We start from the raw sequence: 21,972 nt of genomic DNA, 5'->3' as shown, positions 1-21,972 counted from the left end.
AAGCCGAGCCTCTAAGCAGGGGAAGCCGTGGTGCGTTCTTCGACGCCGAGCTGTGCTCGGCAACTCAGGATGAGAACGGAAGGAGGCTTCGGCTCCGGCTACGATCCCGGCCGCTATTCGAAATAATACTTCAAGCCGAAGCGGGCGACGTGCATGTCGGACGTGAATTTCTCAGACACGACCGTGCTGGAGATTCCGGTACTACTCTGGGTGGGCGACGCGAGGAACGAGGACGCGGACGAGCGAGTCCTATTCGTGATCGGATCGAATTGCGTGAACCTGTATTCCGCAGAAAGCGACCATCCACCGTAGATTCGGTACTCGGCGCCTGCACCGACCGTCGGGCCGACGCCCTCGCCCCGTTTCGGATCTCCATCTTCGCGGCGGAATTGGGCGTAGGTGACGCCGCCGAGCGCGTAAATGCCGATATCCTCGGTCAGCTTGGTCCCGATCATGGCGACTGCGGCTGTGCTCCATTCAGGCGAGAAGCTCGTGACGCGGCTGATGATAGCCGTGGCGGGAGGCTGCGGAATGGGAACGCCGTTCGAGATGGAAGTGCTGGGCAAAACCGTACTCGAGCCTGCAACGCGGGACGTGCCTTGGTGTAGCGAACCGTCCAGCTGCGTCCCGATGTAGACGTGCTCGGATACCGGGTACTTTACACCAACCGTCAGCGACATCGATGCTTCAGCTTCTTCCCGCGATTTCCCTTGGAGAAGAGACGACTGTGACCAGGAGGATGACGTCACGGAAGGCGGAAAGAGCGGCGAAAACGAAGATACGCTCCGTGAACTCGACTGAAAGTCTGATACGCCCCGGCTCGTGACCGGTGTCGTGCCGACCCCAAAGGCCGCCCCGACAAACGGGACCAGCCCGCCGCCCGAGGGGGATGTCGCCGCGGGGCCTGCATCGACGGGGGGGGCCGCACTCCGTCGCGAAACCACGACCGGATCGGCTGCCCCAGCGCGCTGACTCCGCTGGGCTCGCAGCTCCGCCCGAGCCTGGTCCGCATCTCGGCGATCTCGCGCGGATTGCTGGCGAAGCTCCCGAACCTCGGATCGCAGCGCCTGCAAGGCCTGGAACAGCTCCTCGTTGCTCGGCGTCTGCGCGCCGGCCGCACTCGTCCCCACGAACAACGCGATGCCCGCAATCCTCAACCGCACGACCGATCCTCCCAAGTCGCGTGGCACTAGCCTATTGTGGCTGGAAGCAATGTGCCCGGACTGCAACACAGGATTGCCGTCGCGCGCATGACGGCCACCGCCTTGTTTGCGAGCCGGATTGGGAGAGCCGGCTCGGCATGCTACGGCCCGATCTCGCCACCGGAGACGCCTTGAATGAAGGACATGCTGGAACTCCTCGAGGAGCGCCGGGAAGGCGCCCGCCTCGGCGGCGGCGAGCGCAGGATCGAGGCGCAGCACCGGCGCGGCAAGCTCACCGCGCGCGAGCGGCTCGAGCTGCTGCTCGACCATGGCTCCTTCGAGGAATTCGACATGTTCGTGCAGCACGGCTGCACCGACTTCGGCATGGAGAACCACAAGATCCCGGGCGACGGCGTCGTGACCGGCTGGGGCAGTATCAACGGCCGCACGGTTTTCGTCTTCTCGAAGGACTTTACCGTCTTCGGCGGCTCGCTCTCCGAGGCGCATGCCCGCAAGATCACCAAGGTCCAGGACATGGCGCTGAAGGCGCGCGCCCCGATCATCGGCCTCTTCGACGCCGGCGGCGCCCGCATCCAGGAGGGGGTGGCGGCGCTCGGCGGCTATGGCGACGTGTTCAAGCGCAACGTGATCGCGTCCGGCGTCATCCCGCAGATCTCCGTCATCATGGGCCCCTGCGCCGGCGGCGACGTCTATTCGCCGGCCATGACCGACTTCATCTTCATGGTGCGGGACACGAGCTACATGTTCGTCACCGGCCCGGACGTCGTGAAGACGGTGACGAACGAGATCGTCACGGCCGAGGAGCTCGGCGGCGCCAAGGTCCACACGTCGAAATCCTCGATTGCGGACGGCGCCTTCGACAACGACGTCGAGGCGCTGCTCGAGGTGCGGCGCCTCGTCGACTTCCTGCCGGCGAACAACCAGGACGGCGCGCCCATCTGGGATTCGTTCGACGATCCCGAGCGCACCGATCCCTCGCTCGACACGCTCGTGCCGGCGAACCCGAACAAGCCCTACGACATCAAGGAGCTGATCACGAAGGTCGCGGACGAGGGCGACGTCTTCGAGATCCAGGAGGCGTTCGCCAGGAACATCGTCACGGCCTTCGGCCGGATCGAGGGCCGCAGTGTCGGCTTCGTGGCGAACCAGCCGATGGTGCTGGCCGGCGTCCTCGATGCCGACGCCTCGCGAAAAGCCGCGCGCTTCGTGCGCTTCTGCGACGCCTTTTCCATCCCGATCGTCACCTTCGAGGACGTGCCGGGCTTCCTGCCGGGCACCGCGCAGGAATATGGCGGCCTCATCAAGCACGGCGCGAAGCTCCTCTTCGCCTATTCCGACGCGACTGTGCCGCTCGTCACCGTGATCACCCGAAAAGCCTTCGGCGGAGCCTACGACGTGATGGCCTCGAAGCATATCGGCGGCGACGTGAACTACGCCTGGCCGACCGCCCAGATCGCCGTGATGGGCGCCAAGGGCGCGGTCGAGATCATCTTCCGGGGCATGGACGCCGCCGGCATCGCCGAGAAGACCAAGGAATATGAGGACCGCTTCCTCTCACCCTTCGTCGCGGCCGAGCGCGGCTATATCGACGAGGTGATCATGCCCCGCTCCACGCGGCGCCGGGTGGCGCGGGCGCTCGCGATGCTGCGGGAGAAGCAGGTCGAGACGCCGTGGAAGAAGCACGACAATATTCCGTTGTAGAGGGGGCGCAGCAGGAACCTTAGATGAAGGGATGTGTTTCTCTCGTATCTTCATCTCTGCTACTTAAAAAACTTATCCAGAAGATGGAAGTCCAGCTGTACTACCTCGTCGACAGGCTCAAGATACTGTCTAAATTCATCAAACAGTGCGTCCAAATCACTTAGGTCTTTGTCTGTGTATATCAAAGCGTAAATGCCGTGCTTCTTGAAAAACGACTTGTGCTTTGACATCTCTCTTTCAAAATTGTCTTTGGCCATTTCATTGATCTTTGCCTGAGTTAAGCCAGCCAATTTACTCAGGTATCCGTGCGTTGACCAGGGCGATAGTTCATATCCTACTTTCTGCATTGTAAAGGGGTCTATGATGCAGAAGTCTAATCTATACTTATGCTTCTTAGATTTGCCCTCGAAGCGGTACTCCGGGATCAGCAGTGGAACCGACTCCGGATCGTGAGCTGCTTTCACAAACTCGATGTACCGCTTCGCGATGCCTTGTTCGTAGGGCGATCCGGATGCCCGCACGAGGACATTTTTAAAAAAAGTTAAGTAATCGCCGACCGTGCCAAATTTGACCGGGTCCTCGTCGCCATCGACGACCAGTCCTGTCTGCAGTACGTGGCCGATTGTCCAATATAGCTTCGGAAAATGTCTTATTTCGCTGCGATCATTACTCCACTCACAGCTACTTTTGTTGTATCGTGGTGTTATTAGTAAGCCGTAATCGGCCTTGTTTTGGCCTATCCAAATCTCAGATTCAGCTAATAAGGGGCGCTTACGGGACAGTTCCTCGAAATGTTTTAGATAGGATCTTTTCAAAAAAAGCATGAAATATTCTTGCGCAGCAGGCGACGATTTCAGGCGATCATAATTCTCACGATGAGAGTTAGGATAGGGGTGGCCCGCTGCCGTCATTCCAGCCATGAAGCCTTTCATGTAGAAAGTGACATATTGATCGGGAGACAAGATTACCGCGTGATGTAGATCGATAAATTCAGCCGCCTTTCCGCCAATTTTTGCGTTCAACGACGCCTCTGAGCTGAAACCCGTTTCCTTCAATACTTGCGGAAGCTTCGCCCGGAGGTCTGTCGTCATTTTATTGATTAATCGATTTCGGGCCGTCTTAACAGGGTCGCGCGCTGCCACGATCAAGCTCCGTCACGCCGACGATTGCCGGCGCAAATTATCCTATTCCTCTCGCCCGAACGCCGCCAGGAAAATCAACGTTCGGCAGTTGCCAAGCCCGCACCTCCGCCGATGCTGCTAAAGCCATCCGTCTTAGAGCACTAGATTATGTATGCTGCCTCGGCTTCTAGGCGCGCGAGTAGCCGGAGAGTATCCGTCCGGCGCAAAGCTCCCTCATAACTCGCCCGGAAACTGTTATTCCGCCTTCTCGTCCGAGTTCGGACGGAGCATGTGAGCGCTAGAAGGCAAGGCTCCTAAACTTTCAGCGTAGCCGAGTTGTTCTTGAGTCTAAGAATAAAGTCCTTGACAGCCCTGCCGTACCCGCCTAAACCGTTTCCATGCCCTTCGCCCCCAAAGCCCCGATCGACCTCGCGCTGAAGGAGCGCATCCGGGTCGCCTATTACGAGGAGGAGATGCCGATCGGGGAGGTCGAGGCGGTGGCGGGCGTCGGGCGGTCGACGCTGTATCGCTGGTTCCACGCCTGGGGCTGGCCGCTCAGGAAGCCGATGCGGAGCCGGGCGGTCGGGCCCGGGCCCGTCTTCGGGACCGGCGGGCCGGGCACGGCCCGGGCGGCGGCTCCCGTTGCCGCGGTCGCGCGGGACACCGACCGGGAAGCGGCGGGCTGGCAGCCGGCGCCGCGGGCGTCGCTGAAGCAGCGGCTCAGGCGGCTCGTCGAGCACCGCATCGCGCTGCTCGAACACGAGGCGATGGCCGGGGTGGCGGTCGATATCGACGCGAATGCGCGCGCGATCGACCTCAACGCCCGCACACTCGTCACGATCGAGCAGCTCGGCGGCGAGCCCGAGCCCTGCCCGCATTGCAGCGGCGGCCCGCCGACCCGTTCGCTGAGCGAGTTGCGGGACGAGCTCTACGGTCATCTCGCCCGGATCCAGGGCGAGGAGCGGGTGCGTCGCGCGGAGCGCCGCAAGCAGCGCGGACTTCCGCCCGAGCCGGAGGAGGAGGAGGACCTGAACGTCGGGAAGGTCGACGCGGAAGAGAAGGAGAGCGCCTGCTCCCCTCAATCCACGAATACGTAGAAGCCGAAGAACCAGCGCCGCATCGCAAGCTGGTCGTCGCCGACCCACTTGGTGCCGCGCGGCTCGGCTCGGCCGTTCTTGAAGAAGCCGAAGCCGACGCTGAAGCGGCCGCGGCCGGAATTGTCGCATTCGACGAGGATCACGTTGCCGCCCGGCTTGAGATGGCGTCCCACCTCGAAGGTGAACGGCCCCGTGTTGATCCCGACCGGCCCGCCGACGCGCGTCCCGTTCACCCACAGGCTGCCTGTGTCGTCGGTCTGCCCGATCCACATCTGGAACCTGTCGGCCCTGTTCACGACCACGTCGCTGTAGCCTTGGCGAAACTCGACGCCCGTCTCGGTCGCAAGCCGCTTCACCATGTCGGCGACGACCGGCAGCCCCTCCTTGATCGCGAACGCGATGACTTGGGCGGTGAACGGATCAAGCTCGAGAAGCCCGGTATCGGCGACGTCGCGGACCTCGCCTATTTCGTAAACCGGTTCGGCATCGCCGGCCGCCGCCGATCCGCCATCGCCGGCCTCCGCTGATCCGGCGTCGCCGGTCGCCGACAGCCGGGCCTTCAACTCGATCGTGCCGGCGGGCTGGGTCTTGACCAGGATGTTGATGTCATGCCCGCTCAACTCCTGGTTTGCGAGGGTGACGAGGCGTTCGATCATGCCCCTGACACGCTGGTCGCCGATCGCGGGACGATCCCAAGCCTCATTCAGCGCAGGCACGAGACCCGCGTCGAAGTCGTTCGACTGGTCGATCCGTCGCTTGTCGATCTGGAAATGGTTCTTCCGAAACTTGAGCTTGTTCCAGGCAAGCCGAACACGTTCCCAACTCGCGTTGTCGAGCGGCATGGAGCAATGTCCTCTGTCTGACGGGTGGAAGCGGAGAGTGGACTGATCCGACGACGCGGATGATCTTCAGCCGTGGTCGTCGCGGCAGCTGATTTGGGCCACGATGTAGGTTGCATGGGCTCCCGCGATCGCCAGCGCTTTTTGCCAGCCGCTGAGACCGTCGGCGGCCTGCAGGAGCCCGTCGCGCATATCCTTGGCCAAGGCCAGGCACGTTTCCAGGGCTTCGTTGCTGCTTTCCGGACGGTTTGCTCCTCCCGTCGCCTTGACCTGGGCGGCCCGGTGATTGCCCTGGGACAGGCTGCGAAGAACATCGTCGTCGAGCGATGGAAACTTGCGCTGAAGGCTGTTGTAGACGCGGTCTTCTTCGGCGTCTGACAGCTTCGGGACGTTGGGCGCTTTAACCATCGAATGCTCCTGTCACGCGTGATGGCATTACTGGTCCGAGTCTTGGACGTCAAGTATAGTCGTAGATCGGTGATCGCAGTGCAGGATCGGCCGAGCTCCGAAGCGACCCGGACACCGTCTCACCGTCGCAGCCGTGCCCACGCTCCAGCGATCGGGGTGAATGGGCCTCCTGCACCGTGACATCGTCCAGCAATCATTGGACGCTAGCACACCAGACGACGGAACGAGGACCATGTCGGAACAGGAACGCCGCCCGATCGCGGCGCGCGGGGCGGGGTGGACGCGGGTGCTGCTGCGGTGGCTGCTCGCGACCCCGGTCACGCCGAACGGGATCTCGCTCCTCTCGATCGTCTTCGCGGGGCTCGGCGCCTGGGTGCTGGTCGCGGCGCCGGGGCGGCCCTGGCTGTTCCTCCTCGCGGCGGGCGCGATCCAGCTCCGGCTCCTCTGCAACCTGATGGACGGGCTGGTCGCGGTCGAGGGCGGGCGCTCGTCAAGCTCGGCGCGCTCTACAACGAGTTCCCGGACCGGGTCGCCGACAGCCTCCTCATCGTCGCAGCGGGCTATGCGGCCCAAGAGCCCTGGCTCGGCTGGGCCGGAGCGCTCGCGGCCGCGCTGACGGCCTATGTCCGGCTCGCGGGCGGCGCGCTCGGGCTGCCGCAGGATTTCCGCGGGCCGATGGCGAAGCAGCATCGGATGGCTGTCCTGACGCTGGCCTGCCTCTTCGCGTTGGCCGAGGCCACGCTGTCCGGCACCCGCACCGCCCTGCCGGCGGCATGCTGGATCATCCTCCTCGGCGCGCTCCTCACCTGCGCCACCCGCACCCGCGCCATCGCCCAGCAGCTCAAGGCCGGGCCGTGATCGGCACCATCCTCTACGGGCTGACCCGCTTCCTGGTCGGCGGGCATGCGCGCTGGGTCGGGAGCCGGCCGACCAACCGCCAGCGCATCTATTTCGCCAATCACGGCAGCCATCTCGACACGATCGTGCTCTGGTTCGCGCTGCCGTCGGCGCTGCGGGCGACGACGCACCCGGTCGCGGCGCGCGACTATTGGGGCACCGGCCGGATTCGGCGCCACATCGGCTGCGAGGTGCTGAATTCCATCCTCATCGACCGCAAGGGCGGTGCGCCCGGCGACGCGCTCCGGCCGCTGCACGACGTGCTGGCGGACAGGCGCTCCCTCATCATCTTTCCCGAGGGGACGCGCGGCAACGAGCGCCTGCCCGGGCCGTTCAAATCGGGCCTCTATCACCTCGCTGCCGCGCACCGGGAGGTCGAGCTGATCCCGGTCTATCTCGAGAACCTGTCCCGCGCCTTTCCCAAGGGCGAGCTGATCCCGGCCCCGATCGCCTGCACCGCCCGGTTCGGGGCGCCGCTTGCGCTCGGCCCGGAGGAGACGAAGGAGGCCTTCCTGGACCGGGCGCGGGCGGCCGTGACGGAGCTCGCCGGATGATCTCCGACCGCGGCTTCCTCCTCTTTCTCGCCGGCATCTACACCTTCCTGGCGCTCGCCTCCGCCATCGGCTGGGCGCTGTCCCGCCGCGTCGCGAGCGAGGGCGGCCGGGCGACGGTCGAGAACCTGAACGCCCGCATCCGGGCCTGGTGGGTGATGGTGACGATCCTGGCCGGAGCGCTCTTGCTCGGCTGGACGGCCACGATCCTTCTGTTCGGGCTGCTGTCCTTCTATGCGCTGCGCGAATTTCTCTCGCTGACGCCGACGAAGCCGGCCGACCATTGGCCGCTGCTGGCCGCCTTCTACCTCTTCCTGCCGGCGCAATACGGGCTGATCTGGGCGGATTGGTATGGGCTCTTCTCGATCCTGATCCCGACCTACGGTTTCCTGCTCCTGCCGATCCTCGGCGTCGTGCGGGGCGACACCGAGGATTTCGTGCCCCGCATGGCCCGCATCCAATGGGGCGTGATCCTCACCGTCTATTGCATCAGCCACGCGGCGGCTTTGCTGGTGCTCCGCATCCCGGGCCAGGATGGGCGAAGCGCGCTCCTCCTCGTCTTCCTCATCGTCGTCGTGCAGCTCTCGGACGTGATGCAATACGTGTTCGGCAAGCTCTTCGGCCGGACCAAGGTCGCGCCCATCGTCAGCCCGTCGAAGACGGTCGAGGGGCTCGTCGGCGGCGTCGGCGCCTCCATCCTGATCGGCACCGGGCTCTGGTGGATGACGCCCTTCTCGCCGCTCGCGGCCGCCGGCATGTCGGCCGCCATCGCCGTCATGGGTTTCTTCGGCGGCCTCGTCCTCTCCGCCGCCAAGCGCTCGCTCAGCGTCAAGGATTGGGGCGCCTCGATCGAGGGCCATGGCGGCGTGCTCGACCGGATGGACTCGGTCTGTTTCGCGGCCCCCGTGTTCTTCCACCTGACCCGGTACTTCTACACCTGACGGCGGGCACGTCCGGCATCGACGCGCGCGGGGCTTCCGACTAGACAGGGCGCCCTTCGAGCCTTCGACCCGCCCGTGCCGCCTTCGCCCGATCTCGCCCAGCTCATCGCCGCCACCGCCCGTGGCGAGCGCGCCGCGTTCGAGCGGCTCTACGGGCTGACCGCGGCGAAACTTCTCGGCGTCGCCTTCCGTATCGTTCGTGACAGATCCGTGGCGGAAGACGTCGTCCAGGATTCCTACCTCAAGATCTGGCAGGGAGCGGGATCGTATTCCGTCGAGGCAGGCAGGCCGATGACGTGGCTCATCACCATCGCCCGCAATCGCGCGATCGACGTGGTGCGCCGGCGTCGCGAGGTTGCGGCGCCGGAAACGGAGGACGGTTTCGACTGGCTCGAGGGCGTCCCGGAGCCGCGCGACCGCGAGACGGAGTTCCTGGATGCCGACCGCCTGACCGTCTGCCTCGGCCGCCTCGAGGCGACCCACCGACGATGTCTCTTGGAGGCCTATTACATGGGCTATTCGCGTGAGGAGCTGTCCGAGAGATTCGCGCGGCCCGTGAATACCATCAAGACCTGGCTGCACCGCTCCGCGCACGCGCTGCGCGCCTGCCTGGGCGAGACCTGATGGTGGCCGAACCCATCCATCCGCGCGACGCCGAGGCCGCCGAATACGTGCTCGGCACCCTGCCGCTCGCCGAACGCGAGGCGTTCGGGCGCGAGATGGCGGCCGATTCTTCCCTGGCCGGGGTCGTGCGAAGCTGGGAGGAGCGTCTCGTGCCCCTCGCGGACCAGGTGCCGCCGCTCGAACCCTCGGCGACGCTCTGGGCCTCGATCCTTGCCGCGATCGGCCAGACCCGCCCGGAGACGGCCGGCACAATCGTGCCGTGGCCGGCCGAGCTCGTGCGTCTCCGGCGCTCGCGCGCCCTCTGGCGCGGCGCGGCGGTCGCGGCCGCCTCGATGGCAGCCGCGCTCGCCCTGTTCGTGGCCTCCCCGAACCTGATCCCGTCCGACGGATCGAAGGCGCTCGTCGCGGTGGTGAACCGGTCGGGCGAGTTGCCGGCCCTGATCGTGCGGGTGGACCAGCGCGCCGGCACCGTTCAGGTCCGCGCCGTCCAGACGGAGACGCCGGCCGGCCAATCGCTGGAATTGTGGTCGATCGTCGGGACCGAGGCCCCGCACTCCCTCGGCATCCTGGCGCCGGGCGCGACGCGCGTCTCGGTCCCGGCCGCGGACCGCGCCCGCCTCGACGGCGCGACCATCGCGGTCACCGTGGAGCCCGCCGGAGGATCGCCGACCGGCGGCCCGACCGGGCCGGTGGTGTATTCCGGGAAGCTGTTCGTCGAGGCGCCGTAGGAGAGAGTCTCGTTGCGGCTCGGTCGTGGGTCGGTTTGAAATGGGGAGTTGCGCGGGCTCCTAGTATGCTCATTGAAGACTTCGGCTTCGTGCCGAACGACAGCCGTTAAGGAGCGCTGATCCAGGCCTGATAGAAGCTTCAGCATCTGAGCTGGTCGCACTTAGACCGGACATGATCCCTTTTTCCGGTCAGGCTGTGAACGAGGTCGAGGGTTCGACCTCGACGAAGCTGAAACCGGCAATTACGCTGCGGATGCTGGACCCTATTTCTTGCACCAACCTGTTCTTGAGTAATTCGGATGGCTTGCTGGGCAGCACTGTCCGGCCGTTGAGCCGACTTTCACGCAGGTTCCGGACGTGCAAGCCCAGTTTCCACCTGAGCTGCATGTGCCAGAGTGGGGCGTCTCGTCTGCCTTGATGTCTGTCGGGTTATCTTTCGGTGATGGCTGGGCTGCAACGGGCAGATTCGACGAGAAGACGATCAACATTGTCGCCACGAAGGCGCATTTGGCAAATGTCATAATCGATTCCTCTTGACCAATTCACACTCTCGCATTGATCTACGGCCGGTCAAACAGCGTTGTGACTGGTCCGACAGAGGCGTGGCGCTTCCGCCTGATAGATGCGCCAGGAGCATGACGCCCGATAGCCGGGAGGGCGCGATCGTGGCAATGGGGTGAGAACATGGTGTTACGGAGCCGCAAAGCAACTGCAATATTATTAGTGCTGACAGCATCTGGCGTTTGTCCATGCTTCGCTCAGACCGGTCACTTTGACCAAATAATCGCATACTGGGCCTGCGACGGGACAAATAAAGGCCCGAGGTACTCCGCTGTTCTTAGTGGATCAAATTTCTCTCACACCAGGGAGGGCGGGACTACCCACGGTGACACGGTTATCAACTATATAACATGGGATGGCGGTTGCTGGCAGGCCAAGTGGGATGATGCATCGAAAACTTTTGCACACGCGCGATTTCCCTCTGGCGCCGACGCGCACAGCAATGTCATCCTCAATTATATAACTTGGGATGACTCGCTCTATGCAGCGGCCAGAAAGAACCGACAATGGTATCACATCAAGATCGGGCCATCCGCTGCTAAGCCTAAGCGGAGCTGGATCAAACAGGCGGTCGACTGGCTGAAGAACCAGCAGACCCCCGAGGAAGCGATGCAGAAGGTGGGCGTTGACCAATCGATAATAGACGCGCTCAATGATTTGACGGACGTCGAAGTAGATATTTTACCCTAGAACCAGGGCACCGCGCCCGCAGCCCGCCCTCGGCAGGAGCGACCTCGCGTCTGGCTAGGCTCAACGTCCGACCGGGGTCGATACTGTTGAACAGGTCGGCACCGGCGCTCGTCTCGTTCGGTGGTCCGCGCGAGACCTGTTCGGAAGCGCTCGGAGAGGCTACCTGAGTTGTTCAAACAGTATCGGTCGCAACCAGTCACTGCGACCGTCGGGTTTGGAGTCGCGCCGCTCGCTCTTTACGCTCCGGCCTCGCCGTCCCCGGCTCGGCTACCTCGACTTCGACCACGTCTGCAACGGAGGGGGCTTCACCCGCCGCCCGGATGACAAGACCGGTCCCCCCACGTAGAGAGGCGATCCCATTCCCGGCCCAGGATCAGGCATGAGAGCCAGAGTGACGGTGACCTTGAAGTCCGGCGTGCTCGACCCGCAGGGCAAGGCGATCGAGGGCGCTCTCCGCTCGCTCGGCGTGCCGGGCATCACCTCCGTCCGCCAGGGCAAGCTGTTCGACGTGGAGGTCGACGGGGCCGACCGGGCCGCCATCGAGGCGGCGCTCGGGCGGGCCTGCGAGGCGCTGCTCGCGAACACGGTCATCGAGACGTACCGGATCGCCATCGAGGAGCCCGCGCCGTCCCGCGCAGAGGAGCCGGCGCCCGCCGCCGGCCCGCCCCCGGTCGCGCCGGCGGCCATGGCTGCTGCCGCCATCGATCCGGCTGCCGCGACCGAGATCGCGGCCGCCGATTCCGACATGCCGACCGAGGGCCATCCCTGATGCGGGCGGCCGTTCTCGTCTTTCCGGGCTCGAACCGCGACGGCGATGTCGCCCGCGCCCTGCGCCGCTCGGGTGCCGAGGTCTCGACCGTCTGGCATGCCGAGACGGTGCTCCCGGACGGGACCGATCTCGTCGTCCTCCCGGGCGGCTTCTCCTACGGCGACTACCTGCGATGCGGCGCCATCGCGGCCCGCGCGCCGGTGATGGATGCCGTGCGGGCGCATGCGGCGCGGGGCGGCCTCGTGCTGGGCATCTGCAACGGCTTCCAGATCCTGTGCGAATCCGGCCTGCTTCCGGGCATCCTGATGCGGAACGCCAATCTCCGCTTCATCTGCCACCGGCAGTCGGTCCGGGTGGAGCGGGCCGACACCGCCTTCACGAGGGGCTACGAGGCCGGGCAGGCGATCGACATCTGCGTCGCCCATGGCGAGGGCAATTACGCCGCCGATCCCGGGACGCTGGAGCGGCTGGAGGGGGAAGGGCTCGTCGCCTTCCGGTATTCCACCCGCGACGGACGCCTCGTGGCGGATGCGAACCGCAACGGCTCGCTGAACGCGATCGCCGGCATCTACTCGCCGGGCCTCAACGTGCTCGGCCTGATGCCGCATCCGGAGAATTTCGTCGACCCGATCGTCGGCGGCACGGATGGGAAGCCGATGTTCGACGGCCTCGTCGCCGCCATCGCGGCCTGAACGACGGTCCCGGAGCCTTCCTGAGCCGAGCCTCCCTCCCTCTCGTGCTGGAGGCAGGATCTCGGTCAGCGTCTCAGTTCACGGACTTCCCGACCGTACGCCGGCCCCTGAACTCGCCCGAGCGGCGGGCCTGGCCCTCGTCCACGGCCCCCTCCGTTGCCTTCTGGAGGTTGCGCCGGAACTCGTCGCGGCGCTCGTGGATGGAGGCAATGACGGGTCCCATGGCGATTCCGATATCGACGAGCACCGCCTCGGAGAGCTGCAGGCTCGCCTCGATCGTCTCCGGCACGGCATCGTTGACGCCGAGGCGGTAGAGCTGGCGGGCGTGGCGTGCGTCGCGGGCGCGGGCCACGATGGTGAGGTCGGGGCGGGCCCGGCGCGCCGCCTCGACCACGGTCTGGATGGCGGACGGCTGGTCGAGCGTAATGACGAGGGCGCGGGCCGAATCGAGCGAGAAGGCGCGCAGCACCGCGTCCGAGGTCGAATCGCCGAAATAGACCGGCTGCGAGGCCGACCGGCCGGCGGCGACCAGGGCCGGGTTCGAATCGAGCGCGACATAGGGCACGCCGTGGCGCTGCAGCATGTCGGCCACGAGCTGTCCGACACGGCCATAGCCGGCGATGATCACCTGGCCTTGCGAGGGCGGAGGGGCCTCCTGCGGAAGCACGGCTTCCGCCTGGGCGAGCCGGCGTCCGAGCTTGCGGCCGGCCCGCGCCAGGAACGGGATCGAGATCAGGGACACGGTCGTCACGACGAAGAGCGCCTGTCCGACATCGGCCGGCAGGATCCGGGTCGCGAGGGCGGCGCCGATGATCACGAAGGCGAATTCGCCGCCGGGCCCGAGCAGCAGGGCGGATTCGAGCCCGACCCGGAACGGCAGCCGGAACAGGCGAGCGAGGCCGACGATGAGCGCCGCCTTGACCACGACGATGCCGACGGAGATCGCCAGGATCGCCCAGGGCGTGCGGCCGAGCGCCGTCACGTCGAGCCCCATGCCGACGGAGAGGAAGAAGACGCCGAGGAGGAGGCCCTTGAAGGGCTCGACCACGGCCTCGATCGCCCGCCGGTATTCCGTCTCGGCGAGCAGGAGCCCGGCCACGAAGGCGCCGAGCGCCATCGAGAGGCCGCTCGAGGCGGCCGAGACCGCGGCCGTGATCACGATCAGGAAGGAGGCCGCCATGAAGAGCTCGGGCGAGCGCGTCTGGGCGACGAGCTGGAACATCGGCCGGAGCGCGAGCCGGCCCGCGACGACGATGAGGGCGAGCGCGGCCGCGGCCTGCCCGAGCGCGACCAGGAGCCCGAAGCCGAGGTCGTCGCCGGCCTTCGCCGGATTGAGCGCGGCCAGCGTGAACAGGATCGGCGCGACCGCGAGGTCCTGGAACAGGAGGATGGAGAAGCTCGCGCGGCCCGTCGGGGAGTTCAGCCGCCGCTGCTCGGCCAGGATCGGGATGACGATGGCGGTCGAGGAGAGCGCGAGCGCGACGCCGCCGATCCCGGCGACCGTCGGCGGCAGGCCGAGCGCCATGCCGATCGCAGCCAGCGCCAGCGTCGACAGGATCACCTGGGCGCTGCCGAGACCGAAAACCAGCCGGCGCAGGGTCCGGAGCCGCTCCCAGGAGAGTTCGAGCCCGATCGTGAACAGGAGGAAGACGACGCCAAATTCGGCGAGATGCGCGACCTCATCGCTGTTCGAGATGGTGAAATAGCCGAGCCACGGCGTCGAGGGCGCGAGCCGGCCGAGACCGAACGGCCCCATCAGGGCGCCAGCCCCGATGAAGCCGAGGACAGGGCTGATCCGGAAGCGGCCGAACAGCGGCACCACGATCCCGGCCGTCGCCAGGAAAAGGATGATCTCCTTGTAGGCCCCGATATTCGCGGCTTCCGCCATGCCTCACGCCTGTCGCGACCCGTGCCGGTGCAGAGGTCTCATGCTTGTCCCTGCTTCGGGCGATCCCTACAAGGCCGGCTCGGGCAGGATCGGACAGGCGCATGCGTTTCGAGGGCACCAGGGACTATGTCGCGACCGAGGATCTGAAGATCGCGGTCAATGCGGCGATCGTGCTCGAGCGGCCGCTTCTCGTGAAAGGCGAGCCCGGCACCGGCAAGACGGTCTTGGCCGAGGAGATCGCGAAGGCGGTCGGCGCGCCCCTGATGACCTGGCACGTCAAGTCGACCACCAAGGCCGCCCAGGGGCTCTACGAATACGACGCGGTCTCGCGGCTCCGCGATTCCCAGCTCGGCGACCCGCGGGTCTCGGACATCGCGAACTACATCCGGCGCGGCCGGCTGTGGGAGGCGTTCCGGGCCCCGGAGCGCCCGGTGCTCCTCATCGACGAGATCGACAAGGCCGATATCGAGTTCCCGAACGACCTCCTTCTCGAGCTCGACCGGATGGAGTTCCACGTCTACGAGACCGGCGAGACGATCCGGGCCGAGCGCCGCCCCATCGTCATCATCACCTCGAACAACGAGAAGGAGCTGCCGGACGCCTTTTTGCGGCGCTGCTTCTTCCACTACATCCGCTTCCCCGATCCCGACACGATGGCCCGGATCGTCGAGGTGCATTACCCCGGCATCAAGCGCCGCCTCGTCGAAGAGGCCTTGCGGATGTTCTTCGAGGTGCGGGACGTTCCCGGGCTGAAGAAGAAGCCCTCGACCTCGGAGCTTCTCGACTGGCTGAAACTCCTGATGTCGGAGGATATCGGTCCGGAGCAGCTGCGCGAGCGGGATCCCCGCAAGCTCATCCCGCCGCTGCACGGGGCGCTGCTCAAGAACGAGCAGGATGTGAGCCTGTTCGAGAAGCTCGCCTTCATGAACCGGCGCGAGTCCCGCTAGCCCCGGACATCAAAAAGGCCCGGCAATGCCGGGCCTTCCTCAGAACAGGATGACGAGCGCGATCAGCAGCGGGTGGTGGTCTTCGTCTTCGAATCGCCGTCCTCGTTCGTCCGCGTCACCGACTTCGTGTCGCAGCCCACGTTACCGGTCGTGTCGACGCGGCTGCGGGTGGTGCCGAGGTCGTCGGATTCCTTCTTGATCACGGTCGTGCGGTCGCCGAGCGGACCTTCCTCGCGCTGGATGGTAGTCGAGCTGGACTGCGCCATGGCAGCGGTGCCGAACAGGATCGCGACGGCGGCGATTGCAACGGTCTTCATGATGATCTCCTGGATCCGAAAAGTACGCCAGCAACGCTGCATGGCCGGCGCGAGTTCCGTCAGACTGCACCGCATTCTTCCGGGCCGGTTCCTTGAGTTTGCGAGATGAATAGAGTGTGCCGCCGCGTGTTCATCTGGCATTCAACAACGTCAGGTTTGTTTTAGGCCCGGCGAGGCAAGTCATGGCAGCGTGGGCGCTGCGCCTAGAAGCGCATGCCCATGCCCGGACGCCCGCCCTCGGTCACGAAGGGCTTCGCGCGCGAGCCTTCTTCCGATCCGCTGCGGTCATACTCCTCCGGCACCAGGCGGCGCGGACGATCCGCGGTCGCGCCCGAGCTCGCCGCATTCGACCGGCGCTGGGCCGTGGTCGGCTCGCCCTGCTCGGTGCTCCGCTCCGTCGCGCGCTTCCGGGCCGGCCGGTCGCTCGCCGGCTTCTTCTTCGTCTCCTTCGGAGCGGGTTCGGAGGCCGAGGGCGGCATCGGCATCGTCGAGAGCGGAGCCGCGGATTGTCCGTAGGCCGTTCCGGCGAGCAGGAGCCCGGCCGTGGCGGCGAGGGGGAGGGGGAGGAGAAGGCGAAGAGGCATGGGCGGGTCCTTGGCCGCACCTGCGGCCGTTCACGATCCGCTTAGCACCGGAACGTGGGCGCGAAGAAGGCCGTTGGCGCGACCATGACGACGTTGCGCCTCATCCTCGGCGACCAGCTCCACCGCCGCATCGCCTCGCTCGGCGACATCGACCCGGAACGCGACACGGTGCTGATCGCCGAGGTGATGGGCGAGGCGACCTATGTCCGCCACCACCAGCAGAAGATCGCCTTCCTGTTCTCGGCCATGCGCCATTTCGCCGAGGAACTGCGCGGGGAGGGGATCCGCGTCGGATATATGCGGCTCGAGGACGAGGGCAATACCGGCACGCTCGGTGGCGAAGTCGCGCGGGCCGCCGAGCGCTTGCGGCCGGACCGCATCGTCGTGACCGAGCCCGGCGAATGGCGCGTGCTGGAGATGATGCGCGGCTGGTCGAGCGAACTCGGCATCCCGGTCGAGATCCGGGACGATAACCGCTTCCTGTGTTCCCGGGCGGAATTCGCCCGCTGGGGCGAGGGCCGGGCGAGCTACCGGATGGAGACCTTCTACCGCGAGATGCGCCGCAAGACCGGCCTCCTCATGGACGGCGACGCTCCCGAGGGCGGGCGTTGGAACTTCGACCGCGAGAACCGGAAACCCCTGCCGGCACAGGTCGAGCCTCCGGAGCCGCCGCGCTTCGAGCCGGATGCGATCACGCGCGACGTCCTCGACCTCGTCCGACGCCGCTTCGGCGCCCATTTCGGCCGGCTCGAACCCTTCCGCTGGGCCGTGACCCGGGCGGATGCGCTCCGGGCGCTCCGGCATTTCGTCGAGTATCGCCTCGCCCTCTACGGCGACTACCAGGACGCGATGCGGCAGGGCGCGGATTTCCTGTTCCACTCGGTCCTGTCGCCCTATCTCAATGCCGGTCTGCTCACGGCCGAGGAGGTCGCGCGAGAGGCGGAGCGGGCCTACCGGGAGGGGCTCGCGCCGCTGAACGCCGTCGAGGGCTTCATCCGGCAGATCATCGGCTGGCGCGAATATGTGCGCGGCGTCTACTGGCTCCGCATGCCTGATTATGCGGCCTCGAACGCGCTGGGCGCGGATCGGCCTTTGCCCTGGTTCTACTGGTCCGGCGAGACCCGCATGAACTGCCTCTCCGAGGCGATCCGGAACACGGCCGAACATGCGTGGGCGCACCACATCCAGCGCCTCATGGTGACGGGCAATTTCGCGCTCATCGCCGGGCTTCGGCCGAGCGAGGTCGAGGACTGGTATCTCGTCGTCTATGCCGACGCCTACGAATGGGTCGAGCTGCCGAATGTCCACGGCATGATCCTCTTCGCCGACGGCGGCGTGCTCGGCTCCAAGCCCTATGCCTCCTCCGGCGCCTATATCGACCGCATGTCGGATTATTGCGGCTCCTGCCGCTACGACGTCCGCAAGAAGGCGGGGCCGGACGCCTGTCCGTTCAACTATCTCTATTGGGATTTCATGGCCCGGAACGAGGCGACGCTGCGCGGCAATCACCGTCTCGACATGCCGTACCGGACCCTCGACCGCATGAAGCCGGCCCGGAGGACCGAGATCGCGGAGGATTCGGCCCGGTTCCTCGCCTCGGCCGAGATGTCGCCGGAGCCCGGGGTGGCGGCGGATAGGCCAGCCGGGCAGGCGGAGCTGTTCTGAGGCGCTCCGACCGTCATTCCGGGGCTCGCGAAGCGAGAACCCGGAATCCGCGGGTCGCACCACCTGTGGACCGCTTCGTGCTTCCATGGGTTCCGGGTTCTCGCCCGCCGGCTTCGCCGACACGCGAGCCCCGGAATGACGTGCTGTGACATCACCCCCGGCGCGTCGTCGCGTCATCCTTGTCTTCGGCGCGCGTCGACCCTAGTTTGCCGGCCAACGTTGGGCAGCGCGCCGTCATGGGCGCAGGAGGATCGCCATGGGTGGCGCAAGCATCTGGCATTGGATCGTCGTCGGCCTGTTGATCATGGTCTTCTTCGGCCGCGGCAAGCTCTCCGAGATCATGGGAGACGCCGCCAAGGGCATCAAGGCGTTCAAGAGGGGCATGGCCGAAGACGACACGGCGGCCGCGACCGCCCCGACCACGGCGCCGACCGCGGCGCATGCCGAACCGGTCCGGACGCTCGAACACCGCAACGAGCCTGTCGCGACCTCGGCCACGACGACCCTCGCCGACCGCAAGCTCGGCTGATCTCCGAAAGGCCCTCCGGGCCCGTTGCAACCGGCCGCGCCGCTCGCGGCCGGGGTGAGACCGTGTCATGTTCGATATGAGCTGGGGCGAGATCATGGTGATCGGCGGCGTCGCCCTCATCGTGATCGGCCCCAAGGACCTCCCGAAGGCGCTCCGCACCGTGGGGCAGATGACCACGAAGGTCCGCCGCATGGCGGGCGAGTTCCAGTCGCAATTCTCCGAGGCGATGCGGGAGGCGGAGCTCGACGATGTCCGCAAGGAGGTCGAGGGGCTGAACCGCGACGTGGCCACGGCCACCTCGACCGCCTTCAATCCGCTCCAGTCGATCCGGGACGAGATCAAGACTTCCGCCGACACCCGCCCCGGGGCCCTGTCGCCCTCGGCCTATGAGCCCGGTCCCGCGGGGCCCGACCTCCCGGTCGCCGGCGATTGGAGCGCCGGCCCATCCGAACTCACGGCCGGCCCGCTGCAGGATCGGCAGCCCACTGCCTTCGACGAGCCCGCCATGCCGGATCCCATCGTTCCGGCCCTCCCGCCCATGGCCGAACCCGCTTCTCCGGTCGCGGGACCGGCCGGACCGGCCGCGCCGGTCGCCGGACCGGCCGCGCCGGTCGCCGGACCGGCCGCGCCGGTAGCATTCCCGGAAACCCAGCCCCTCGTGCCACTTCCCGTCGACGAACCCGTGCTCCCCTCTCCGCGCGCGGAACCCGCACCTCTCGACGCCGGCGCCCGGGAGCACAGCACGTGAGAGACGAGGAGGACGAGGCCGAGGTCGAGGCGTCGCGCGCCCCGCTCCTCGACCACCTGATCGAGCTGCGCTCGCGCCTGATCAAGGCGTTGATCGCCTTCGTGATCATGTTCTTCGCCTGCTTCGCGGGCGCGAAGCACATCTACAACATCCTGGTGCAGCCCTATGTCTGGGCCGTGGGCGGCGCGAAGAACGCGCCCATGATCTACACCCACGCGCTCGAATTCCTGTTCACCCAGATCCAGGTGGCGGTTTTCGGCGCGGCCTTCCTGGCCTTCCCGGTGATCGCGTCGCAGATCTACAAGTTCGTCGCCCCGGGGCTGTACCGGAACGAGCGCAAGGCGTTCCTGCCCTATCTCGTCGCCACCCCGGTCCTGTTCTTCGTCGGCGCGATGGTCGTGTATTTCATCGCGATGCCGCTCGTGATGAACTTCTCCGTCGGCATGCAGCAATTCGGCACCGAACCGGGCGAGGCGCAGATCACCTTCCTGCCCAAGGTGCAGGAATACCTGTCGCTGATCATGACGCTGATCTTCGCTTTCGGCATCTGTTTCCAGCTGCCCGTGATCCTGACGCTCCTCGCCCGGGCCGGGATCATCGATTCGACCTTCCTGAAGGAGAAACGCCGCTACGCGATCGTCGGGGTCTTCATCATCGCCGCCGTCCTGACGCCGCCCGACGTCATCAGCCAGATCGCCCTCGCGGTGCCGACGCTGCTTCTCTACGAGGCCTCGATCATCGCCGTGGTGATGGCGGAGAAGAAGAAATCGGCAGCCGACGCGGCAGCGGCCGCGGCGGCGGCGGAGTAGCGCTCCGCCTCTCCCCGTGCCAACGGGGAGAGGTCGAGTCCGCGGTCACGCGGACCGGGTGAGGGGCCGGGGAGACTCGCCATGAGATGGCGGGCGCCCTTGCCCCTCATCCGGTCGCTCTGACGAGCGACTCGACGTCTCCCCGCGCGCGGGGAGAAGAGTTGCAGCGAACCGATCGAGCCATGCACGACATCCGCCTCATCCGCGAGAACCCGGCCGCCTTCGATGCGGGGCTGCAGAGCCGCGGGCTCGAACCGTTTTCCACCGAGCTGATCGCGCAGGACGAGCGCCGCCGTGCGGCCGTGTCGGCGCTGCAGGTGGCGCAGGAGAGCCGGAACAGCCTGTCGAAGGAGATCGGCCAGGCCAAGAAGGCGCGCGACGAGGCGCGCGCCGCGACCCTGATGGAGGAGGTCGCGCGGCTGAAGAGCTACGTGCCCGAGTTGGAAGAGACGGAGAAGGCCGCCAAGGCGGAGCTCGACAAGAAGCTGGCCGAGATCCCGAACATCCCCGGCCCGGACGTCCCGGTCGGCCGGGACGAGCACGGCAACGTCCAGCGCGAGGAGCATCGCTTCGAGGGCGGCCGGCAGCTCGGCTCGGGCAAGCAGCATTTCGAGCTGGGCGAGGCGTGGCGGATCGGCGGGGTGCCGATGATGGATTTCGAGGCGGCCGCGAAGCTGTCGGGCTCGCGCTTCGTCGTCTTGCGCGGCCAGCTCGCCCGGCTCGAGCGGGCGCTCGGCCAGTTCATGCTCGACCTGCACACGACCGAGCACGGCTATACGGAGGTGAGCCCGCCGCTGATGGTGCGGGACGAGGCGATGTTCGGGACGGCGCAGCTGCCGAAGTTCGTCGACGATCAATTCGCAACATCGCGGGAGGCAACCTTATCCGACGCCTTATTCTGGAAGGAGCCGTATCAGGAGAAAGCGCAGTCAGAGATTACCCGTGAGATCGAGCGACGGCTCGGCACGTCGCCAAGGTCTCAGGCAGATTTCAGACTTGTCCGTGAGATCGCCCTGGAATCTACCCGCAAGTGGCACGAACGCTTCGTTGCTGAAAACACTCACTACAACCGGCTCTGGCTCATCCCTACGGCCGAAGTCCCGCTCACGAACCTCGTCCGCGAGAGCATCCTGTCCGCGGACGAACTCCCCCTCCGCTTTACGGCCCTCACCCCCTGTTTCCGGGCCGAGGCCGGAGCGGCCGGGCGGGACACGCGCGGGATGCTGCGGCAGCATCAGTTCACGAAATGCGAGCTCGTCTCGATCACGACGCCCGACACGTCGGCCCACGAGCACGAGCGCATGCTGGCCTGCGCCGAAGAGGTGCTGAAGCGGCTCGACCTGCCGTTCCGGGTGATGACGCTCTGCACCGGCGACATGGGCTTTGCGGCCCAGAAGACCTACGACATCGAGGTCTGGATGCCGGGGCAGGGGACCTACCGCGAAATCTCCTCCTGCTCGGTCTGCGGCGATTTCCAGGCCCGCCGGATGGAGGCGCGCTACCGGCCGAAGCCGGAGACGGGCGGCAAGCCCGGCGCGCCCCGCCACGTCCACACCCTCAACGGTTCCGGCGTCGCGGTCGGCCGGGCGCTGATCGCGGTGCTCGAGAATTACCAGGAGCCGGACGGCACCGTCACGGTGCCGTCGGCGCTGCTTCCCTATATGGGCGGGCTCGAGCGGATCGGGGCCGTCTAGTATCTTCGC

The 21,972-nt window shown here is 66.3% G+C and carries 21 protein-coding genes and 2 pseudogenes; 16 read left to right on the top strand and 7 right to left on the bottom strand.

The window, feature by feature from the left end; translation table 11 throughout:
* Nucleotides 1–113: 113 nt before the first annotated feature.
* Nucleotides 114–680 carry an outer membrane protein gene (locus ACFE87_RS16655; protein WP_375460774.1) on the bottom strand — a complete coding sequence of 189 codons (567 nt, stop codon included), beginning with the start codon at nt 678–680 and terminating at the stop codon, nt 114–116.
* Between the two features lie 657 nt (nt 681–1,337).
* On the opposite strand from ACFE87_RS16655, the gene ACFE87_RS16650 reads away from it, so the two are divergent.
* A complete protein-coding gene (locus tag ACFE87_RS16650) occupies nt 1,338–2,864 on the top strand; it encodes an acyl-CoA carboxylase subunit beta (protein ID WP_375460773.1) in 1,527 nt (508 codons plus the stop codon).
* A gap of 59 nt (nt 2,865–2,923) precedes the next feature.
* Here ACFE87_RS16650 and ACFE87_RS16645 read toward each other — a convergent pair whose 3' ends face one another.
* Nucleotides 2,924–4,006 (bottom strand): hypothetical protein, encoded by a 1,083-nt coding sequence (locus ACFE87_RS16645; RefSeq protein ID WP_375460772.1) that lies wholly within the window; start codon nt 4,004–4,006, stop codon nt 2,924–2,926.
* Between the two features lie 377 nt (nt 4,007–4,383).
* Between ACFE87_RS16645 and ACFE87_RS16640 the strand changes: the two genes are divergently transcribed.
* Complete coding sequence (locus tag ACFE87_RS16640) at nt 4,384–5,082, top strand: hypothetical protein (RefSeq protein WP_375460771.1); 699 nt, start codon at nt 4,384–4,386, stop codon at nt 5,080–5,082.
* Here ACFE87_RS16640 and ACFE87_RS16635 read toward each other — a convergent pair.
* On the bottom strand, nt 5,064–5,924 hold the full coding sequence (locus tag ACFE87_RS16635; RefSeq protein ID WP_375460770.1) for a hypothetical protein: 861 nt from the start codon (nt 5,922–5,924) through the stop codon (nt 5,064–5,066). The two genes, ACFE87_RS16640 and ACFE87_RS16635, sit on opposite strands and share 19 nt — an antisense overlap.
* Nucleotides 5,925–5,990: 66 nt before the next feature.
* The gene (locus tag ACFE87_RS16630; protein ID WP_375460769.1) at nt 5,991–6,329 is read right to left on the bottom strand and encodes a hypothetical protein; all 339 of its coding nucleotides are present in this window, start codon (nt 6,327–6,329) and stop codon (nt 5,991–5,993) included.
* A 232-nt stretch (nt 6,330–6,561) separates the two neighbouring features.
* On the opposite strand from ACFE87_RS16630, the pseudogene ACFE87_RS16625 reads away from it, so the two are divergent.
* From ACFE87_RS16625 to purQ, 8 genes and pseudogenes are all read left to right on the top strand, one after another.
* Nucleotides 6,562–7,187: pseudogene (locus tag ACFE87_RS16625) on the top strand (CDP-alcohol phosphatidyltransferase family protein).
* Complete coding sequence (locus ACFE87_RS16620; RefSeq protein ID WP_375460768.1) at nt 7,184–7,780, top strand: lysophospholipid acyltransferase family protein; 597 nt, start codon at nt 7,184–7,186, stop codon at nt 7,778–7,780. Before ACFE87_RS16625 ends, ACFE87_RS16620 begins: the two are co-directional and overlap by 4 nt.
* A complete protein-coding gene (locus ACFE87_RS16615) occupies nt 7,777–8,718 on the top strand; it encodes a phosphatidate cytidylyltransferase (protein WP_375460767.1) in 942 nt (313 codons plus the stop codon). The genes ACFE87_RS16620 and ACFE87_RS16615 overlap by 4 nt, the downstream gene beginning before the upstream one ends.
* 75 nt (nt 8,719–8,793) lie before the next feature.
* Nucleotides 8,794–9,342 carry a sigma-70 family RNA polymerase sigma factor gene (locus tag ACFE87_RS16610; RefSeq protein WP_375460766.1) on the top strand — a complete coding sequence of 183 codons (549 nt, stop codon included), beginning with the start codon at nt 8,794–8,796 and terminating at the stop codon, nt 9,340–9,342.
* On the top strand, nt 9,342–10,070 hold the full coding sequence (locus tag ACFE87_RS16605; protein WP_375460765.1) for an anti-sigma factor domain-containing protein: 729 nt from the start codon (nt 9,342–9,344) through the stop codon (nt 10,068–10,070). The genes ACFE87_RS16610 and ACFE87_RS16605 overlap by 1 nt, the downstream gene beginning before the upstream one ends.
* Nucleotides 10,071–10,754: 684 nt before the next feature.
* A complete protein-coding gene (locus ACFE87_RS16600; protein ID WP_375460764.1) occupies nt 10,755–11,321 on the top strand; it encodes a hypothetical protein in 567 nt (188 codons plus the stop codon).
* A 379-nt stretch (nt 11,322–11,700) separates the two neighbouring features.
* A pseudogene (gene purS / locus ACFE87_RS16595) lies at nt 11,701–11,934 on the top strand (phosphoribosylformylglycinamidine synthase subunit PurS); the annotation flags it as partial.
* A 155-nt stretch (nt 11,935–12,089) separates the two neighbouring features.
* Nucleotides 12,090–12,782: a phosphoribosylformylglycinamidine synthase subunit PurQ gene (gene purQ, locus ACFE87_RS16590; RefSeq protein WP_375460763.1), complete on the top strand. Its 693-nt coding sequence runs from the start codon at nt 12,090–12,092 to the stop codon at nt 12,780–12,782.
* A 73-nt stretch (nt 12,783–12,855) separates the two neighbouring features.
* On the opposite strand, the gene ACFE87_RS16585 is transcribed toward purQ, so the two are convergent.
* Nucleotides 12,856–14,670: a cation:proton antiporter gene (locus ACFE87_RS16585; RefSeq protein WP_375460762.1), complete on the bottom strand. Its 1,815-nt coding sequence runs from the start codon at nt 14,668–14,670 to the stop codon at nt 12,856–12,858.
* A 101-nt stretch (nt 14,671–14,771) separates the two neighbouring features.
* On the opposite strand from ACFE87_RS16585, the gene ACFE87_RS16580 reads away from it, so the two are divergent.
* Nucleotides 14,772–15,617, top strand: a complete 846-nt coding sequence (locus ACFE87_RS16580) for an AAA family ATPase (RefSeq protein WP_375460761.1) — start codon at nt 14,772–14,774, stop codon at nt 15,615–15,617.
* Nucleotides 15,618–15,679: 62 nt separating this feature from the next.
* On the opposite strand, the gene ACFE87_RS16575 is transcribed toward ACFE87_RS16580, so the two are convergent.
* The gene (locus ACFE87_RS16575) at nt 15,680–15,934 is read right to left on the bottom strand and encodes a hypothetical protein (protein ID WP_375460760.1); all 255 of its coding nucleotides are present in this window, start codon (nt 15,932–15,934) and stop codon (nt 15,680–15,682) included.
* Between the two features lie 203 nt (nt 15,935–16,137).
* The gene (locus ACFE87_RS16570) at nt 16,138–16,518 is read right to left on the bottom strand and encodes a hypothetical protein (RefSeq protein WP_375460759.1); all 381 of its coding nucleotides are present in this window, start codon (nt 16,516–16,518) and stop codon (nt 16,138–16,140) included.
* Between the two features lie 84 nt (nt 16,519–16,602).
* On the opposite strand from ACFE87_RS16570, the gene ACFE87_RS16565 reads away from it, so the two are divergent.
* From ACFE87_RS16565 to serS, 5 genes are all read left to right on the top strand, one after another.
* Nucleotides 16,603–18,183: a cryptochrome/photolyase family protein gene (locus ACFE87_RS16565; protein WP_375460788.1), complete on the top strand. Its 1,581-nt coding sequence runs from the start codon at nt 16,603–16,605 to the stop codon at nt 18,181–18,183.
* A 256-nt stretch (nt 18,184–18,439) separates the two neighbouring features.
* The gene (locus tag ACFE87_RS16560) at nt 18,440–18,712 is read left to right on the top strand and encodes a twin-arginine translocase TatA/TatE family subunit (protein ID WP_375460758.1); all 273 of its coding nucleotides are present in this window, start codon (nt 18,440–18,442) and stop codon (nt 18,710–18,712) included.
* 67 nt (nt 18,713–18,779) lie between these two features.
* Nucleotides 18,780–19,460 (top strand): Sec-independent protein translocase protein TatB, encoded by a 681-nt coding sequence (gene tatB, locus ACFE87_RS16555; RefSeq protein ID WP_375460757.1) that lies wholly within the window; start codon nt 18,780–18,782, stop codon nt 19,458–19,460.
* Complete coding sequence (gene tatC / locus ACFE87_RS16550; RefSeq protein ID WP_375460756.1) at nt 19,457–20,269, top strand: twin-arginine translocase subunit TatC; 813 nt, start codon at nt 19,457–19,459, stop codon at nt 20,267–20,269. The genes tatB and tatC overlap by 4 nt, the downstream gene beginning before the upstream one ends.
* A gap of 182 nt (nt 20,270–20,451) precedes the next feature.
* Complete coding sequence (gene serS / locus ACFE87_RS16545; RefSeq protein ID WP_375460755.1) at nt 20,452–21,963, top strand: serine--tRNA ligase; 1,512 nt, start codon at nt 20,452–20,454, stop codon at nt 21,961–21,963.
* Nucleotides 21,964–21,972 lie beyond the last annotated feature (9 nt).

The sequence above is a fragment of the uncultured Enterovirga sp. genome (assembly GCF_964242715.1).
Lineage (GTDB): Bacteria > Pseudomonadota > Alphaproteobacteria > Rhizobiales > Beijerinckiaceae > Enterovirga.
This window is presented reverse-complemented; position numbering and strand designations above follow the sequence as displayed.

Coding starts and splice junctions, on each gene's coding strand:
- ACFE87_RS16600 (WP_375460764.1), top strand. CDS start 10,755: ATGGTGTTACGGAGCCGCAAAGCAACTGCAATATTATTAGTGCTGACA.
- ACFE87_RS16585 (WP_375460762.1), bottom strand. CDS start 14,670: ATGGCGGAAGCCGCGAATATCGGGGCCTACAAGGAGATCATCCTTTTC.
- ACFE87_RS16575 (WP_375460760.1), bottom strand. CDS start 15,934: ATGAAGACCGTTGCAATCGCCGCCGTCGCGATCCTGTTCGGCACCGCT.
- ACFE87_RS16615 (WP_375460767.1), top strand. CDS start 7,777: ATGATCTCCGACCGCGGCTTCCTCCTCTTTCTCGCCGGCATCTACACC.
- ACFE87_RS16605 (WP_375460765.1), top strand. CDS start 9,342: ATGGTGGCCGAACCCATCCATCCGCGCGACGCCGAGGCCGCCGAATAC.
- ACFE87_RS16655 (WP_375460774.1), bottom strand. CDS start 680: ATGTCGCTGACGGTTGGTGTAAAGTACCCGGTATCCGAGCACGTCTAC.
- serS (WP_375460755.1), top strand. CDS start 20,452: ATGCACGACATCCGCCTCATCCGCGAGAACCCGGCCGCCTTCGATGCG.
- ACFE87_RS16630 (WP_375460769.1), bottom strand. CDS start 6,329: ATGGTTAAAGCGCCCAACGTCCCGAAGCTGTCAGACGCCGAAGAAGAC.
- ACFE87_RS16560 (WP_375460758.1), top strand. CDS start 18,440: ATGGGTGGCGCAAGCATCTGGCATTGGATCGTCGTCGGCCTGTTGATC.
- ACFE87_RS16650 (WP_375460773.1), top strand. CDS start 1,338: ATGAAGGACATGCTGGAACTCCTCGAGGAGCGCCGGGAAGGCGCCCGC.
- ACFE87_RS16565 (WP_375460788.1), top strand. CDS start 16,603: ATGACGACGTTGCGCCTCATCCTCGGCGACCAGCTCCACCGCCGCATC.
- ACFE87_RS16570 (WP_375460759.1), bottom strand. CDS start 16,518: ATGCCTCTTCGCCTTCTCCTCCCCCTCCCCCTCGCCGCCACGGCCGGG.
- ACFE87_RS16580 (WP_375460761.1), top strand. CDS start 14,772: ATGCGTTTCGAGGGCACCAGGGACTATGTCGCGACCGAGGATCTGAAG.
- tatB (WP_375460757.1), top strand. CDS start 18,780: ATGTTCGATATGAGCTGGGGCGAGATCATGGTGATCGGCGGCGTCGCC.
- ACFE87_RS16635 (WP_375460770.1), bottom strand. CDS start 5,924: ATGCCGCTCGACAACGCGAGTTGGGAACGTGTTCGGCTTGCCTGGAAC.
- purQ (WP_375460763.1), top strand. CDS start 12,090: ATGCGGGCGGCCGTTCTCGTCTTTCCGGGCTCGAACCGCGACGGCGAT.
- ACFE87_RS16640 (WP_375460771.1), top strand. CDS start 4,384: ATGCCCTTCGCCCCCAAAGCCCCGATCGACCTCGCGCTGAAGGAGCGC.